General features: G+C 36.0%; 19 protein-coding genes. 14 read left to right on the top strand and 5 right to left on the bottom strand.

Going from position 1 to position 16,903, the window contains the following annotated elements; genetic code table 11:
* The first annotated feature begins 5 nt into the window (after positions 1-5).
* The 3 genes from PZ898_RS14990 (at position 6) to tsaB (ending at position 1,958) form a co-directional block, all read left to right on the top strand.
* Positions 6-377, top strand: coding sequence for a YraN family protein (locus tag PZ898_RS14990; protein ID WP_277693652.1), 372 nt, complete (start codon positions 6-8; stop codon positions 375-377).
* An 82-nt stretch (positions 378-459) separates the two neighbouring features.
* Entirely contained in the window at positions 460-1,209 is a 750-nt protein-coding gene (locus tag PZ898_RS14985; RefSeq protein WP_123278731.1) for an SDR family NAD(P)-dependent oxidoreductase, read from the top strand.
* A gap of 68 nt (positions 1,210-1,277) precedes the next feature.
* Positions 1,278-1,958 carry a tRNA (adenosine(37)-N6)-threonylcarbamoyltransferase complex dimerization subunit type 1 TsaB gene (gene tsaB / locus PZ898_RS14980; protein ID WP_216443600.1) on the top strand — a complete coding sequence of 227 codons (681 nt, stop codon included), beginning with the start codon at positions 1,278-1,280 and terminating at the stop codon, positions 1,956-1,958.
* A gap of 16 nt (positions 1,959-1,974) precedes the next feature.
* Here the strand turns inward: tsaB and PZ898_RS14975 are convergent, their stop codons facing one another.
* The 4 genes from PZ898_RS14975 to PZ898_RS14960 all read right to left on the bottom strand — a co-directional run bounded on the left by PZ898_RS14975 (position 1,975) and on the right by PZ898_RS14960 (position 6,511).
* Entirely contained in the window at positions 1,975-4,533 is a 2,559-nt protein-coding gene (locus PZ898_RS14975) for a tetratricopeptide repeat protein (RefSeq protein WP_062672800.1), read from the bottom strand.
* Positions 4,534-4,681: 148 nt separating this feature from the next.
* Positions 4,682-5,245, bottom strand: coding sequence for a Maf family protein (locus tag PZ898_RS14970; RefSeq protein ID WP_062672798.1), 564 nt, complete (start codon positions 5,243-5,245; stop codon positions 4,682-4,684).
* Between the two features lie 8 nt (positions 5,246-5,253).
* A complete protein-coding gene (locus tag PZ898_RS14965) occupies positions 5,254-5,772 on the bottom strand; it encodes an HAD hydrolase family protein (protein WP_062672795.1) in 519 nt (172 codons plus the stop codon).
* Entirely contained in the window at positions 5,762-6,511 is a 750-nt protein-coding gene (locus PZ898_RS14960) for a DUF2520 domain-containing protein (RefSeq protein WP_062672793.1), read from the bottom strand. Before PZ898_RS14960 ends, PZ898_RS14965 begins: the two co-directional genes overlap by 11 nt.
* Positions 6,512-6,692: 181 nt before the next feature.
* On the opposite strand from PZ898_RS14960, the gene PZ898_RS14955 reads away from it, so the two are divergent.
* From PZ898_RS14955 to lepA, 5 genes are all read left to right on the top strand, one after another.
* Entirely contained in the window at positions 6,693-7,244 is a 552-nt protein-coding gene (locus PZ898_RS14955; protein ID WP_062672791.1) for a sigma-70 family RNA polymerase sigma factor, read from the top strand.
* A gap of 16 nt (positions 7,245-7,260) precedes the next feature.
* Positions 7,261-7,803, top strand: coding sequence for a hypothetical protein (locus tag PZ898_RS14950; RefSeq protein ID WP_062672789.1), 543 nt, complete (start codon positions 7,261-7,263; stop codon positions 7,801-7,803).
* A 6-nt stretch (positions 7,804-7,809) separates the two neighbouring features.
* On the top strand, positions 7,810-8,319 hold the full coding sequence (locus PZ898_RS14945; RefSeq protein ID WP_062672787.1) for a hypothetical protein: 510 nt from the start codon (positions 7,810-7,812) through the stop codon (positions 8,317-8,319).
* Between the two features lie 99 nt (positions 8,320-8,418).
* A complete protein-coding gene (locus tag PZ898_RS14940; protein WP_277693651.1) occupies positions 8,419-9,438 on the top strand; it encodes a hypothetical protein in 1,020 nt (339 codons plus the stop codon).
* 124 nt (positions 9,439-9,562) lie between these two features.
* Positions 9,563-11,359 carry a translation elongation factor 4 gene (gene lepA / locus PZ898_RS14935; protein ID WP_277693650.1) on the top strand — a complete coding sequence of 599 codons (1,797 nt, stop codon included), beginning with the start codon at positions 9,563-9,565 and terminating at the stop codon, positions 11,357-11,359.
* Between the two features lie 56 nt (positions 11,360-11,415).
* On the opposite strand, the gene PZ898_RS14930 is transcribed toward lepA, so the two are convergent.
* Positions 11,416-12,057, bottom strand: coding sequence for a DUF1579 domain-containing protein (locus PZ898_RS14930; protein WP_277693649.1), 642 nt, complete (start codon positions 12,055-12,057; stop codon positions 11,416-11,418).
* Positions 12,058-12,180: 123 nt separating this feature from the next.
* Here PZ898_RS14930 and PZ898_RS14925 point away from each other — a divergent pair, with 123 nt between their 5' ends.
* The 6 genes from PZ898_RS14925 to PZ898_RS14900 all read left to right on the top strand — a co-directional run bounded on the left by PZ898_RS14925 (position 12,181) and on the right by PZ898_RS14900 (position 16,854).
* Positions 12,181-12,876: an NUDIX domain-containing protein gene (locus PZ898_RS14925; protein ID WP_277693648.1), complete on the top strand. Its 696-nt coding sequence runs from the start codon at positions 12,181-12,183 to the stop codon at positions 12,874-12,876.
* Between the two features lie 454 nt (positions 12,877-13,330).
* Positions 13,331-13,873, top strand: a complete 543-nt coding sequence (locus PZ898_RS14920; RefSeq protein ID WP_277693647.1) for an NADAR family protein — start codon at positions 13,331-13,333, stop codon at positions 13,871-13,873.
* A gap of 28 nt (positions 13,874-13,901) precedes the next feature.
* Positions 13,902-14,450 carry a 2OG-Fe(II) oxygenase gene (locus PZ898_RS14915; protein ID WP_277693646.1) on the top strand — a complete coding sequence of 183 codons (549 nt, stop codon included), beginning with the start codon at positions 13,902-13,904 and terminating at the stop codon, positions 14,448-14,450.
* 77 nt (positions 14,451-14,527) lie between these two features.
* A complete protein-coding gene (locus tag PZ898_RS14910) occupies positions 14,528-14,863 on the top strand; it encodes a hypothetical protein (RefSeq protein ID WP_277693645.1) in 336 nt (111 codons plus the stop codon).
* A gap of 2 nt (positions 14,864-14,865) precedes the next feature.
* The gene (locus tag PZ898_RS14905) at positions 14,866-15,720 is read left to right on the top strand and encodes a hypothetical protein (RefSeq protein ID WP_277693644.1); all 855 of its coding nucleotides are present in this window, start codon (positions 14,866-14,868) and stop codon (positions 15,718-15,720) included.
* Positions 15,721-15,783: 63 nt separating this feature from the next.
* Entirely contained in the window at positions 15,784-16,854 is a 1,071-nt protein-coding gene (locus PZ898_RS14900; protein ID WP_277693643.1) for an adenylosuccinate synthetase, read from the top strand.
* The last annotated feature ends 49 nt before the right edge of the window (positions 16,855-16,903 follow it).

Genomic DNA, 16,903 nt, shown 5'->3' with positions numbered 1-16,903 from the left:
ACACTATGGCACATCATAATGATTTTGGAAAAATAGCAGAGAATCTCGCTGCTGATTATCTTCAGAAAAACGGCTATACCATTAAGGCCAGAAACTTTCGTTTTAAGCAAAACGAAATTGATATCATTGCTGAGAAAGATAATCTGATTATTATCGTGGAAGTGAAAGCAAGATCCACGGATGCCTTTATGCTCCCTCAGGAAGCTGTAACCAAAACAAAGATAAAATCCATTGTTTCTGCAGCTAATCACTATCTTGAGGAATGTCATAAAGACCAGGAAGCCAGATTTGATATTATTTCCGTTCTTCCCGATGATAAAAAAAACTTAGTTATTGACCATATCAAAGATGCTTTTCAGGCCTTTGATGCAAACTAATAAATCAATACAACAATGTTTGAATGTAACAGAATCATGACATTGATAGAGGAGTGCATTCGGACATTTAACAACCAATTTTATGAAGACAATATTAATCACCGGTGCAACTTCCGGTATAGGTAAAGCCACTGCAGAGCTTCTTGCAAAGCAAGGAAACAGAATTATTATTTGTGGAAGGAGAAGTGAGGTGCTGGAGTCTGTAAAAACAGAACTTTCCCAATACACCGAAATATTTAGTTTAATATTTGATGTAAGGAATCTTGAAGAAGTGGAAGCAGCTATTAATTCTCTTCCTGAGAACTGGAAAGATATTGATGTTCTGATTAATAATGCTGGCAATGCTCATGGGTTAGATCCTCTCTCTGCTGGTAAGACGGACGACTGGGATTCTATGATTGACGGAAATGTGAAGGGATTACTGTATGTTTCCAAAATGATCATTCCAACTATGAAAACTAAAAATTTAGGTCATATTGTAAATATCAGTTCTGTAGCAGCAAGACAAACCTATGCGAATGGAGTAGTGTACTGTGCAACAAAGAAAGCAGTAGACGTTATTTCGGAAGGTATGAGACTGGAACTTACCGAATTTGGAATCAAAGTAACCAATATCCAGCCGGGAGCTGTAGAAACCGATTTCTCTCTGGTAAGGTTCAAAGGCGATAGTGAAAAGGCTTCAACGGTGTATGCAGGATATGATGCCCTGAAAGCAGAAGATATTGCTGATGCCATTGCTTACTGTGTAAATGCTCCGAAACACGTTACTATTTCAGATATGACTATCTATCCAAGTGCTCAGGCTGAGCCAAGAACGATTTATAGAAAATAGTCCAAAATAATGAAGTAAATTTGCAGAAAATTAAATGCGATTTTGCTGTTTAGCTTTAAAACAAAAAAATGAAAATTCTATATCTGGAAACATCATCGAAAAACTGTTCAGTAGCCATATCAGATAATGAGAAGTTATTGTGCCTTTGTGAAGAAGTTTCTGAAAACTATAAACAGTCTGAAAGTCTTCACACTTATGTAGAGTGGGCATTGGAAGGAGCGGGGATTACGCTTAAAGATATCGAAGCCGTTTCTTTAGGAAAAGGTCCCGGATCTTATACCGGCCTAAGAATCGGAGCTGCCTCTGCTAAAGGGTTTTGTTATGGACTCAGAGTTCCTCTGGTAGCAGTGAATTCTCTTGAAAGCATGATAGAGCCCTTTTTAGGCGATAACTACGATTTTATAATACCTTTGATCGATGCAAGGAGAATGGAGGTTTATACGGCCGTTTATGACGGTAAAACAGGGGAGGAGTTATCCAAGACCGAAGCCAAGATTCTGGATGAAACATCTTTTGAAGAATTTAAAGATAAAAAAATTCTGTTTATAGGGGATGGCGCTAAAAAAGCAAAAGAAATTCTGAATCTCCCTGATGCTGTTTTTAAAGAAGATGTTTATCCTTCTGCACAATATCTCATCAGAAAGACTCTGGAGAAAATACAAAACAAAGAATTTGAAGATATGGCTTATTTTGAGCCTTTTTATCTCAAAGATTTCCATGGAGTAAAGAAAAAGAAAAGCGAAGAATAAATCTTCGCTTTTTATTTTATTGAGGTCTTGGCGGGATCTTCGATCCTGATTTTGTCTCAGTAGGTTTTTTAGGATTTTGTGGTTGCCCCGGGCTTGCTTGTGGAGCTGTACTTATATTATCCAGCTTCTGTACTTTTCCACTATTCATTTGTGGAACTCCCGTATTTTGGGTGTTAGGTTGTACAGGTGCTCCTGATGGTTGTTGAGGAATATTATTTCCTTTGTTGTCCGTTGCCTGGAAGCTGAGGTCACTTTTCAGATAATTCAGCATTTCTTTAGCTCTTATCCCTTCAGGTGTTTTGGAATAATTCAGGGCAATCTGTTCCAGCTGCAGAATCATAACTTCTTTTCCACTTGATTTTCCTGCATTGAAAGCATTTAATAAATACAGCTTAGGAACCAGAGCATCTTTCGGAAACTTCTGAATCGTCTGATCTATAATATCTTTACTTTCCACAAATTTTTCTGATTCAAATAGTGCATATGCCTTTTTGTATTCGTTTTCAACTTCTTCAGTTGATTTTACAAATGATTTATTTTTAGGATTTCTGGCAAATTCAGCGTAAGAAGTATAAGGATAATCAGCTAAGAGAATTTGTTTTGCTCTTTCAGAAGCCTGTGGATTTTTCTCATAATTCATGGCAAAAATCTCATACAATGCCTGTAACATCACTTTTTCTTCCGGCTTTACATCAACAAGATCATAAAGTGTTTTCGTGGCCAGTGGAGTATTGGTAAAATAATTCTGATACATAATTCCCAGACCTAATGAGGCGGTATCTCTGTCCTTTTTTAACTGAGATAATTTTCCCTGATCTGTAGGAATCTGTTCAATATAGTACGCAGGCTCAAAACGTCTTGGATTAGGCGCTGAGTTTACTCCCAACGCTTCATTTTTCATATCTTCAATGGAGGCCATCTTCTTGGAAGAACGCCAGTTATCGGCCAGGGCACGGTCTCCCCAGATCTGCTTAAATGAAGAGGTTCCTTTGCTTACCGTTCCTGAATTGCTGAAATAAAAACCTTTTGTAGTGACTCCAAAGTCTTCAAAAGAATTGCCGCTATTGGCAAAAATAGAATTGGCACTGTAATCTCCGGTATCAAAACCTTTACTTCTTTCTGCACGTCTCCTTTCCTGTTCCTCTTTCTCTTCTTTAATCTTTAATTTGGCAATATATTTTGTGAAATAGTCTGTTTTCTGAGCATCATTCATTTTTGCCAGAGAAAGAATACTGTCATTCTTTTTGATCAGATAGTAGTTTTTGGAAATCTTTTTAATATACTCGGATTGATCTTTTAACAGGATTTTTGATGGTTCATAAGTCATTACGGCAAGCGCAGAATCATAATAACTTCCGGCCCCTATATAATCATTTTTGTCAAGATAGCTTTTTCCTATTTCATAATAAGCCAATCCACGGATCTGAGGATCAGAAACCTTTTCAAACAGTGATTTTCTGAAGAATTGCTGTGCTTCATCCTTTTTGCCTGCTTTATTAGCCATTAAACCTAAGGCATAATAAAATTCGTTCTTTCTGGAGCCATACATCCCTTTTTTACTGATTCCTTCCAGGTAATTTTTGGCTCCTGCATAGTCTCCTTTACCGTTAAAAGTTTTGGCGATGGCAACCTGAGATTTTACTTCAAATTCGAAATCACTGGCATATTTATACGCTGCAGCATAGCTTTCTCTTGCTTTATCATTCTGATTCAGATTTTCCAGCACCTGACCTCTCAGATAAGCGATTCTGCTTTTCAGTTTTCTGTTGCTGTTCAGTTCAAAAGCATTATCAAGTTCTTTGGCGGCCTCTTCTTTTTTCCCGGCATCAAGCAAAGATTCGGAATAGTAAATACTCAGAAGTTTTGCATAGCTTTTACTGATATCTTCACTTTTCAGTTTGGCAAAAGTTTCATGCGCTCTGTGATAATCTTTGATCTGATCATAAGCAAGCCCCTGATAGATTCTCGCGAGTGGAATCCTTTTGTCATCTTTCATACGGGTGAAAACATAATTCAGAGCATCAAGTGCTTCCAGAGATTTACCCCGATAAATTCTTGCCTGGGCAAGGATCATGTAGGCATCAAAAATCTGTTTATTTTTCTCCTCACCATTTCTGGTTACGGAGTATTTATTGATTGCTTTTAAAGCTTTTGCTTCTGCAATTTCGAGAGTAGTGGCTCCTTTGGTCTGTTCCCCGTCAGGTCTTGAAGGGCCATTTCCCTGAGGTCCGCCGGGAATATTGGGAATTCCTGAATTACCTCTTCCAGAAGGTCTGTTGGCTACTTCAGCCATTTTCATCGAATTTTCGGCAAAAGCCTCAGTCTGTCCAAGATCACTTCCTAAAGGCTGTTCTTCATAAGTCAGAATAGGAATGTAGGGAGCATAAAAGTTGTCCTTATGCCCTTTGTCTCTTGTGGTAAACTCACTGTTTAATGCATCTTTTGCATTAAATAATGTGTTATAATATGTGGAAAATCCTTTCAATACTCTTGATCGCTGCTCCGGCTTTTTCGTTTTGGTAGCACATGAAGCAACAAGACATATGACTAAAAGGAATAATATATTCTTTTTCATTATTCAATATAACTCGCTAATCTGCTTTTTATTATCAGCAGTTTGATGATTTTGTAAAAATAATAAAATTTTATAATGAATAATATTTATATTTCGTCAGGAAGTATTTTATTTCTTCTTTAATGGAAGTTTTAAACCTGATAATCTTTTAAATCAGAGAAGATTCTTTCAGGATTTTATAAACAAGATGGGTAGGAAGTCCCATAATGGTATAATAGCTTCCTGTAAGGCTTGTGATCTTTGCCATTCCCAGCCATTCCTGAATACCATAACTGCCTGCTTTATCAAAAGGCTTATAATTCTGAATATAATAGTTTATTTCTTCATCAGAAAGAGTGTCCAGAGTAACATCGGCTACATCTGTTTCGGTAATGGATGTATTGACGGTTTTGATGGTAATGCCCGTATAGACCTGATGCGTTCTTCCCGAAAGACTTTGAAGCATAGTAAAGGCGTCATCTTCATCTTTTGGTTTTCCCAGGATCTGATTATCGATAGCGACTACCGTATCAGCAGTCAGAAGTACTTCGCCCGCTTCAAGTTTTCTAAAGGCTGAAGCTTTTAAATCAGAAAGATAAGCCGCAGCATCTTCTATTTTGATGTTTTCCGGAATAATTTCTTCACAGTCTATTTTTACAACTTCAAATTCAAAGCCTAAACTAGAAAGAAGTTCTTTTCTTCTTGGGGATTGTGATGCTAAAAGTAATTTCATACAGATACTTATACAGATTGAGTATTATCGTCATGCCAGTTCCCCTGAACTTTCATTACCTGTTCAATGACATCACGAACTGCACCGGTTCCTCCTTTTTTAGGAGAAATATAATCGGAAATTCCTTTTACTTCAGGAACCGCATTTTCAGGACATGCCGCAATGGCTGAGCTTTCCATGATGTGAATATCCGGAAGATCATCACCCATGGTCAGAATTTCTTCGTTTTTAAGATTGTATTTCTTCTTAAAATCTTCAAAATCATTCATTTTATTGTGAGACTTCGGATAGTAATCCTGAATACCCAGGTAATTGATTCTGTGCTTTACCATCTCATCATTTCCTCCCGTAATAACCCCAATTAAATAATTGTTTTTTAAAGCTTTTACTACTGCATAACCGTCAAGGACATTCATTACCCTGCACATGTTTCCTCCGGGAAGCAGATATACGCTTCCGTCAGTGAAAACTCCGTCAACATCAAATACAAATGCCTTAATATCTTTTAATTTCTCTTTATAGCTCATACATTTTCTGAATAGAATGATTCATTGTTTTATAAATTTCAAGACTCTCGTCTTTTAATAACTGTTCATGCAGCTGTAAAATCCTTACATCATTTCTTACTGCCGGACCGGTTTGTGCCAGTTTGGGTTCAATTTCATGAATTTTCTGAACCGTTTCATCAATGAGGGGTAAGAAATAATCAAACGGAATATCCTGGGAATCTGAAATTTCTTTAGCTCTTGAAAAAAGATGATTCACAAAATTGCAGGCAAATACAGCAGTCAGGTGAATATATTTTCTTTTTTCGTGATTGCTTTCCATCACTCTTTCTGAAATCTTTGAAGCAAGATCAAACAATATTTTTTGATCTTTTTCATTTTCCGCCTCTATAAAAAATGGAATTTTTTCATATTCAAGTTCTTTGGATTTTGAAAAAGTCTGTAAAGGGTAGAAGCTGGATTTTCTATACACACCAGCCAGCACTTCTTTTGGAAGAGATCCTGAGGTATGGGCAACCAGACAATCTTTTCTTGTAATAATTTTTGAGACTTCTTCTACAGAATGATCACTTACACAAAGAATATAAAGATCTGCTTCTTCCAGATGATCTGTGGAATAAGGAATATTTAATTCTTCAGAAATTTTACCTAATTCTTTTTCGTTCCTCCCAAAAATCTGGGCTACAGGAATACTTTTCAAAGTGAAAGCTTTTGCCATATGATAGGCTACATTTCCGGAACCGATGATTACAATTTGCATATAACAAATATAAGATTTTAAGCTGAGCCGGGAAAAGAAGAACACTTCAGAAATTCTGTACTTCAATATAGGCACGTTTATTGCGTAAGTGTCTCATATTATTTTTAATATTTACATTGAAAATTGAATTTTTAATTTAACTTTCAGCTATTTTTGTAATCCAAAACAATGAAGGCATCTTATGAAGATTAAGGACGCGGAAATTATTTCGTTGATGCAGAATCCACGGACCCAGGATAAAGGGGTTCGTGCCTTGATGGACGCCTATCAAAGCAGATTATACTGGCACATAAGAAGAATTATTGTGGACGGAGATCTTGCACAGGATACTTTGCAGGAAACTTTTATTAAAGCATATCAGAATTTTCATCAGTTCAAAAATGATAGCCAGTTGTATACCTGGTTGTACCGAATCGCTACCAACGAAGCGTTACAGCAGGTTAACAAAATGAAGAAAATGCAGAAAACTGATGAGGATCCGGAGTATCATATGCAGAATCTTGTGGCAGATAATACAGAAGGTGATGCTGAAGAAATACAGATTTTACTGCAGAACGCTATACAGAGCCTGCCCGAAAAGCAGAAACTGGTATTTATGATGCGGTATTATGATGATCTACCTTACGAAGAAATATCAAAAATTGTAGATATGTCGGTAGGGACGCTAAAAACGAATTATCATTATGCCAAACAGAAAATAGAAGATTTTATTAAAGAAAATTACGAAAAATAATTTTTGACCAACAAAGATGAAAGAGTTCGACATAGAAAAATTAGAGCGTAAAAACATTTACACAGTTCCTGATAATTTGTTTCAAAATATTCAGGAGAACGTTATGAATGATATAAAGGCAAGTAAAAAAGCACCTGTCTTTAAGCTGAACTGGATGTATGCTGCAGCAGCATCGCTGGCTTTGATTTTTGGAGCAACTTATGTTTTTAATTCAGATAACAATTCCACGGAACAAATTTTGAACTCTAAAACAACCTATGTTGCCAATAACGGAGAGCCTAAAACAGAAAGCGAGCTGGCTTATGAAACTTTAAAATCTGATTTAACTTCTGTTGAAAATAACAATCAAACAGTTGAAAATCAAAAAAATAACAATGTTTACGCTTCTAAAAGTGTAAGCGAAACAAAAAAAACAACAGAGAGCCCTACACCGGTGAAAACTGTAAAGAAAAAAGAAGAAACACGAATGAATGAATATCTGGACTCGTTTTCTAATTCTGAAATTGCAGAGTTAGCAAGTAATTCGACTCAGGACGTTTATTTGGATATTTATAATTAAAAGAAAATGAAAAAGATATTATTGACGTTTTTGATTATTTATGGCTTTGGATTAAATGCCCAAAGGACAGACTATGATTGGAAAAAGATGGATCCTAAACAAAGGAAAGAAGTCATCAATAATCTTTCTCCGGAAGAGAGAAAAGACCTCCTAAAGAAATTCAGGAACAATATGATCATGGATAATCTGAATGTTGATCCGGATGATAAAGCCGAATTTACACAATTGTATAACGAATATCTGGATAGCCAGAAGCAGATAAAAAGTCAGTTTAATTCCAATTTTGATCCCGAAACTTTATCAGATGAAGAAGCTAAAGCTAAGCTGCAGCAAAGTTTTGAAGTGGGACAGAAGTTATTGGATAACAGAAAAAAATATGCAGATAAAATGCAGCAGGTAATTCCCTGCCAAAAAGTTCTGAAGCTGTTTCAATCCGAAAAGATGATGAAAGATAAAATGGATGAAAGAAAACCTCACGGAAATCATGACGCTTCTGGATCCAGACAGAACCCATAATAGTTTATTTTTTTAATGTTGGACGGCTCTTACAGATCTTTCTGTGAGAGCCGTTTAATTTTTACAATAAAAAAATTATTTTTACCACAAATTCTATCTATGAAAAAAGCATTTTTCTTTTTATTATTTTCGTTAGTATTATTGGGTCAGAAAACAGAAACCATTGATCTTTCAAAATCTATTAAAGATAACAAAAACTCTATCAAAAGTCTTACAGTGATAGATCAAAGAGGTAATCAGGAAATCGGAATGGTGATGTACCATAAGGATGAGGTGAAAGTTATTTTCGAAAATAATGCCAGCAAAGACATACAGGATTGGTTTTATAAATACAATACGGTAAGGGGAAATGATGAGATGATTTTTTTGCTTGAAAATTTGAATGTTTCAGAAGATAAAAAGGAAAAGTATTCTATTGGAAAGCTTGAATTAAAGGCAAGTACATTTGTTAAGAAAGAAGACGGATATCATTTTATTGATAGAATAGATACTGTAGCAACAGTCTCATCACGAACAACTCCTTATCTGGCACAAAGTCTGGCAAGAAAAGTAACTTTAATTCTTACTGACCTTTTTAAAGAATCTTATAAAGCAACACCTTGGAAACTTAGTATTTCAGAAAATGATTTTCCTGATTATACTTCTGTATTGAAAGAAAAACTTAGTATTCTAAAAGCAGATGAATTAAAAGAAGGAGTTTATAAAGACTATTACAGCTTTTTTACTCACCATCCTGAACCCGGATTTACTTTGCAGACTAATGATAAAGGAGTCGTTACTAAGGCCATAAAAGGAGAGGAAAAAACGGCAATAAGACATTTTTATGGTTTCGTGTATAAAGGCATTGCCTACAAAAATATCCCTGTGGGTTACACTGAGATTTTTAAAGATGATAAGGGTGTTTTTATTGAGGTAACAAAAGCAGAATTATTTCCTGAAACTGCTACAACCGGGGTTACAATTGGTGCAGCAGCAGGAGGTCTGATTGGTGGCGTTATTGGTGCAGTGATAGATGTCAGTTTATCAGGCAAAAGAAAGAATACTGTAGGACCTAAAGTTTATCTTGATCCTTTTACCGGAAATTATGTGTTACCGGAAGACTTTGGCAAAACAAAATAATATTTAAAAAGAGGGAAAATTTTACCTCTCTTCTTATTGTTATCTGTGTTTCAGTTAAAAGAAAGAATTAAGAATGAAAAATTCTCCTGCATTTTCTTATCTTTGCAAACTACAAGATTCTTAAATGAAAAACATACGAAATTTTTGCATAATCGCTCATATCGACCATGGTAAAAGTACCCTGGCAGACCGTCTATTGGAGTACACGAATACCGTTACCCAAAGAGAATTACAGTCTCAGACGCTGGATGATATGGATCTGGAGAAAGAACGTGGGATTACAATCAAATCACATGCTATCCAGATGGATTATGAGTATAAAGGAGAAAAATATATTTTAAACCTTATTGATACCCCGGGACACGTTGACTTCTCTTATGAAGTTTCCCGTTCTATTGCTGCCTGTGAAGGTGCACTTCTTATTGTAGATGCTGCGCAAAGTATTCAGGCACAGACTATTAGTAACCTGTATCTTGCATTGGAAAATGATTTAACGATCATTCCGATTTTGAATAAAATTGACCTTCCGTCTGCAAATCCTGAAGAAGTAACCGATGAGATCATGAACCTTATCGGATGCGAATATGAAGATGTATTGAGAGTTTCCGGTAAAACAGGAGAAGGTGTTCATAACCTTTTAGAGCAGATTGTTGAAAGAATTCCTGCACCGATAGGAGATCCTGACGGCCCACTGCAGGCTTTGATCTTTGACTCTGTATACAACCCGTTCAGAGGTATTGAAGCTTATTTTAAAGTAGTGAATGGAAGCATCACTAAAAATGAAAAGATCAAATTCTTCGCTACAGGAAAGGAATATGGAGCTGATGAGGTAGGTACATTAAAACTGAAGCAGGTTCCCAAGAAAACGATCCATTGCGGAGATGTAGGATATCTTGTATCCGGTATTAAAGATGCCCGTGAAGTAAAAGTAGGAGATACCATCACATCTTTTGAAAAACCTGCTGATGCACCAATTGACGGATTTGAGGAAGTAAAGCCAATGGTATTTGCGGGGATTTATCCAATCGATTCTGAGGATTTTGAAGAATTAAGATTCTCTCTTGAAAAATTAAGACTGAATGATGCTTCTCTGGTTTTCGAACCGGAAAGTTCTGCCGCTCTTGGTTTTGGTTTCCGTTGCGGATTCTTGGGAATGCTGCACATGGAAATTGTTCAGGAACGTCTTGACAGAGAGTTTAATATGAACGTAATCACCACGGTACCAAACGTATCTTATTTTGGATATACTAAAAAAGAACCTGAAGTTCCCATTCTGATCAATAACCCGTCTGAAATGATGGATCCTTCAACGATGGACAGAGTAGAAGAACCTTTCATAAAGGCTTCTATCATTACAAAATCCGATTTCGTAGGAGCAGTAATGACTTTATGTATTGAAAAGAGAGGAGAAATTGTTAACCAGAGTTATCTGACATCAGAAAGAGTAGAGTTAATTTTCAATATGCCTCTTGCTGAGGTGGTATTCGACTTCTATGACAGATTAAAATCTATCTCTAAAGGATATGCTTCATTCGATTATCATCCAATCGGATTCAGAGCTTCCAAGCTTGTAAAAATGGATATCCTGATCAATGGTGATATGGTAGATGCCTTATCTTCATTGATTCACGATTCTAATGCTTATTATATCGGTAAAAGAATGTGTGAAAAGCTTCGTGAGCTGATCCCGAGACAACAGTTTGATATTGCTGTTCAGGCTGCATTAGGTACGAAAGTAATCGCAAGAGAAACGATTAAGGCCTTGAGAAAAGACGTTACCGCAAAATGTTACGGAGGGGATATTTCCAGAAAACGTAAGTTATTGGAAAAGCAGAAAGAAGGTAAGAAGAAAATGAAGCAGATTGGTAGAGTAGAAGTACCACAATCAGCGTTCATGGCTGTACTAAAATTAAATGATTAATTATTAATCTATTATAAAGTAAAACCGCTTCATCAGAAGCGGTTTTTTTAATGCATTTATTTTTTACGCGTATATTTTATTTCCATTGTTTTATATTCCTTTCCGGTCTTGAAATCCGGGCCATACATTTCAAGCTTTTGAGTATTATCATCCACAAAGGTGAATACTTCTCTGAAATCACAGTCTTTTCCAGGTCTTGAAGGATCTGTCATTTTCCCTTTGAATTCAACTGATTTTGTGGAAGGGTTCCAGTCGCCTTCGCTATGCATGATTCCGGTTCCCATATTATCGATCCACGTACTAACAAACTTTTTCTTTGCGTTATCATATCCCACAATGCTCATTCCTTCAAAAGGCATTCCCATAAAGTCTCCTTTGTGATTTGTGATCTGATAACGTCCGCCAAGCATCATTTTATTGGTTGCTTCAGATTTACTCATCATAGGTTTGGCTCCGTTTTCCATCCACATTGTCGTTTCTCCTGTCCAGGTTCCATCAGATTTTGCAAGCATTTTCTGCATTTCTCCCGGAGTTGAGTATGCCATCCAGTCTTTCATGGCGGTTGCGGAATCTACAGGTTTCCATTCAGATGTAGAAGCTGAATCTGTTTTATCAGAACCAGTGGAAGCTGTCGTTTTTCCTTTCTCACAAGCTATTAACAGAATAGCAACGGAAAGAATTGTTAATAAATTTTTCATAATGATTTAGTTTTAAGATGGTTAGAAAGATAAATTAAAGATAAGAACTTTTATTATAACGGAAATTATTTTTTAATACAACCATAAATTGTAACTTTGTGTATTCGTAACGCAAATCAATTTATGGAGTCTCCAAAAAAATTACAGGATATAAAAGTGGCTGTAGATGCCGTTATTTTCGGATATTTTGATAAAAAAGATCTTCAGATCCTTCTGATTAAAAGAAATATTGAACCTTTTAAAGGAGGCTGGGCACTTCCGGGAGGGCTTGTTCTTGATGTTGAAAGTGTAGATGATGCGGTAAAAAGAGAATTGTATGAAGAAGCCGGTATAAAGCCCGATTTTTTGGAACAACTGTATACTTTTGGCAATCTGGGCCGTGATCCAAGAAACAGAGTGGTTTCTGTGGCTTATTTAGGTCTTGTAAACCCGTCTTACCATGAATTGTTTGCCGATTCGGATGCGGAAGATGCACAATGGTTTAGTATCAATAAACTTCCTTCAGTTGCTTTTGATCATAAAACAATTATTGAAACTGCTCTAAAAAGACTTCGTACAAAAATTCAATACCAGCCAATCGGCTTCAATCTTCTCAATGAAGAATTCCCTTTTTCAGATCTTGAAAATCTTTATAAAACCATTGTCGGACAAGAAATTGACAGAAGAAATTTCCGCAAAAAAATCATGAGTTACGGATTGCTTAACGAAACCAACAACGTTAAAAAAGAAGGCAGCGGGAGACCCGGAAAACTTTTTACTTTCAATAAAGAAAAATATAAGGAGCTTGAAGAGCAGGGCTTTTACTTTGAGATTAAATAGATTGTTTTAAACACAGATTTCACAAATGTCTTGCACAAATATTAATTAATATTTACAGGCATTTTCGGAATGCACATTAAACAGTATTAAGACATTCAATAGGAAATATCTAACTCCGGATTGTATTATCGGTCTTCAGTCATTCTGACGGAGGAAGAATCTCGTAATTGGTTAGATTCTTCACTACACTGTTGAACTACGTTCGCAGACCTTCAGTCTGTGTTTAGAATGACATTGATGTAATAACAATTTTTAAGATCAAATTCCACCAGTTTTAGCTGAAACCTATCAAATTTGTGTCATTTGTGATTAAAATTTGTGTTATTCGTGTTTGTTAAGATTAAATTATTGTTACTGAAAATCAATTAATTATATTTATTAGCGTAAAATTAACACAAATAAATTTGGTGCAAAGACTGATATTCTTTTAAATTTGTGTCAAAATAACGCAATCATGAAATATACCTTACAAAATATTATAGAACGCTTTCAAAAAAAAGAAAAGATAAAATATCTCTTTTTCTGGGGACACACGGCAAAAGATATTGTTACCAAATCATGTTTAAGCCAATGGTTTCCAGGAAGTTTTGAAGAAAACGGAAATACCTATAGAACAGCAGAACATTATATGATGGCTGCAAAAGCAAGATTATTTAATGATGTTGAAATGGAAAAGGAAATTTTAAAAGCCGCTACTCCGAATCAGGCAAAAGCTCTGGGTAGAAAAGTAAAAAACTTTGATCCGAAACAGTGGGATGAACATAAATATCAGATTGTAACTCAGGGAAATCTTTTGAAATTCTCTCAAAATCAGAAATTTAAAGACTTTCTTTTATCAACCGGAGACAAAGTTTTGGTGGAGGCAAGCCCTTATGATAGAATTTGGGGAATCGGGATGCTGGAAACGGATAACAGAGCAGAAAACCCTTTATTATGGAACGGAGAAAACCTTTTAGGATTTGCCTTGATGGAAGTAAGAGATGAATTAAGAAGATAAAACACAAACCAGACACAAAATATTAATTATGGAAAAAATAGAATTACACCCACAAATATTTCTGATTGAAAATTTTCTTACTGAGACTGAATGTGATCATTATATCAGTCTTTCGCAGGAAAAAGTCTTTGAAGAAGCAAAAATCAATGTATTCGGACGCCAGCAGATGAATAAAGGAATCAGAAATAATGACCGACTGATGGTTTTTGATACTGCAATTGCTGAAGAGCTTTTTAATAAGGCTGTAGAGTTTCTGCCTCAGGAATGTGATGGATATCAACTTTTTAACTTTAATGAAATGCTCAGGATTTATAAATATGCTCCCGGACAGCAGTTCAAAATGCACAGAGATGTAAGTTATATCCGAAATGAAAAGGAGAAAAGTTTCTACACTTTTATGATCTATCTGAATGATGATTTTGAAGGAGGAGAAACAGAATTTGAAAACCTGTTTACAGTAGCTCCGAAGAAAGGAACCGCTCTTGTTTTTCACCACCCTTTAAGACACGAAGGAAAAACACTGATCAGTGGCTTGAAATATGTTGTGAGAACAGATATAATGTATTCAATAGTATAAGTCAACAGGATCGGAGAAAGGCATTGCTATGTCTTGTTTGATTAGCGTAATTTTAACACAAATAAAAATATTTGATCATGGAAGATGAATTAAAACCCAGATTTATCGAATCATTACAAAGAAATAATGATCAGATCAGAGAAGACCGTGCAAAAATCATCGGAGCAGATTCCGAACTGATTTACAGGCGCAGAGTGGAAGATATCGAATTAAAAATTAAAAGACTCAAGCGCGAACAGGAAGGGCTTATTGATATCAGTCCTTTAGACAGAAACAGTCTGACTTTTGTGGATTTCAATCCCGAAGCATTCGTTCAGAAAGACATGGAATTATCATTAACAATCAGAAATCTGAATATTCAGCTCGAAGTTACCCAAAAGAGATTTGAATATTTATTTGGAAAAAAATTATAGTCATGGGAAGTACAAGATATGATTTAGAAGCTCGTTATGACAGAGCAAGAAAAGCAGGTTACGGAACAAAATCCGCAGGGGAAATTTTCACTCAGAATGCCAAAAGAATAGCTCATGAATCGATGAATCCTCATGGAGTTTCTTTCAGGGAATCCAGAGATTCAGAAGTTCACCCTCATTCAGTTCCCATTATTTTAGGATTAGATGTTACCGGAAGTATGGGACATATTCCTCATGAGTTGATCAGAGATGGATTACCGAAACTCATGGGCGGAATTATCCAGGGAGGCGTTCCTGATCCGGCCTTATTATTCCTTGGAATCGGAGATCATGAATGTGATGGTTATCCGCTTCAGGTGGGACAGTTCGAATCAGGAGATGAAGAACTGGATATGTGGCTCACAAGAACTTATATTGAGTCCGGAGGTGGTGGAAATGCTGGAGAAAGCTATCTTTTAGCGTGGTATTTTGCAGCATTTCACACCAGAACAGATGCGTTTGAAAAAAGAGGACAAAAAGGATTATTGTTTACCGTAGGTGATGAACCTTGTTTAAAAATACTTTCTGCATCTGCAATCAGGGAAATCATGGGAAAAGGACAGCAAACCTATACTCATTTTGAACTGCTGGAAGAAGCAAAGAAAAAATATGAAGTATACCACATCAGTGTTTTGCATTCCGATCAGGCACTGAGAGCAGACAGAGGCTGGAAAGAATTATTAGGACAAAACTGTATTTCCATAGCAGATCACAGGGACATTCCGAATGTTATTAAAAACATTATCTGTGATAAGTTTAAAAGCAAAAGCATGGGAACAACAGGAACAGGAGGATTGGATCAGTTTCAGATGCTTTAGAAACCTGTCAATGTCGTCCTAAAATAGGAATGATAATACTAGAAACCTCAAAAATTAAAAGACATGAAAAAGGCGCAAATAGTAATAGGACTTGGTTTTGGTGATGAAGGAAAAGGAATTACCACAGATTTTCTGGCTTCTCAGAATCCGGAAGCTGTTGTGATCAGATTTTCAGGAGGACAGCAGGCTGCCCATACCGTAATGATGAATGAAAGAAAGCATGTGCATTCCAGTTTTTCCAGTGGTGCACTTCGTGGTCTGCCTTCTTACTTTACCGAGCATTGTACGATTCATCCGGTTTTTCTTCTGAATGAAAGAGAAGAGTTAAAAGCAAAGAACGGAAACATTGAGCTGCATATCCATCCATTGGCAAAGCTGACAACTCCTTTCGATGTATGGCAGAACAGAACAAATGCCCGTAATCTGGAACACGGAACCTGCGGAAAAGGAGTGGGAGCCACGATGAAAAGAAACGAAAGTCCTTATAAACTATTTGCTATAGACCTCATAGCACCCAGAGAAATGCTGATAGAAAAACTGAAAGGAATTGCCTATTACTATGGTTTTGTAGAAGAAGGCGAGATCAGTGAACTTTTAGAACCTTTCTTAAATGCTATTGAAGCTATTGATTGGAAGATAAATGATTATAAATACCTGGCTTCGTTTGATCACCTCATTTTCGAAGGAAGTCAGGGTATTTTACTCGATATGGACCATGGCGTTTTTCCCAATGTGACTTATGCACATACGACTTCAAAAAATGCCTGTGAGATTTGTAAGCTTTTAAAGATTGAAGATATTGAAATGTATTATGTGACCAGAAGTTATGCAACCCGTCATGGAAACGGCTGGATGAGCAATGAAAAAGAAATGAATCTGAAAAACAATGAAGAAGAAACCTGTATATTCAATGAATATCAAAAGGAGCTAAGAACCGGAGAAATAGATTACAAACTGCTGAATTATGCCTTAAAACTGGATGGAGCTTATGCATTTCCGGTTAAAAAAAATCTTGTCATTACTTGTCTGGATCAGATTGATGAGGAATTTAAAGTAGAAAATCTTGATGAGGAATTTGATGTTGTCTATGGATCCTATTCTCCTTATTCTAAAGATTTTAAACGGATTTTTTAAATTCAGCAGTTAAAAATGTTAATTTTATTTGGAGAGGAGGATATGATAG

This window comes from Chryseobacterium sp. WX, from assembly GCF_029542485.1.
Classification (GTDB): domain Bacteria; phylum Bacteroidota; class Bacteroidia; order Flavobacteriales; family Weeksellaceae; genus Chryseobacterium; species Chryseobacterium cucumeris.
Note: the sequence above shows the minus strand (reverse complement) of the source record. Positions and strands in the feature narration are given on the sequence as shown.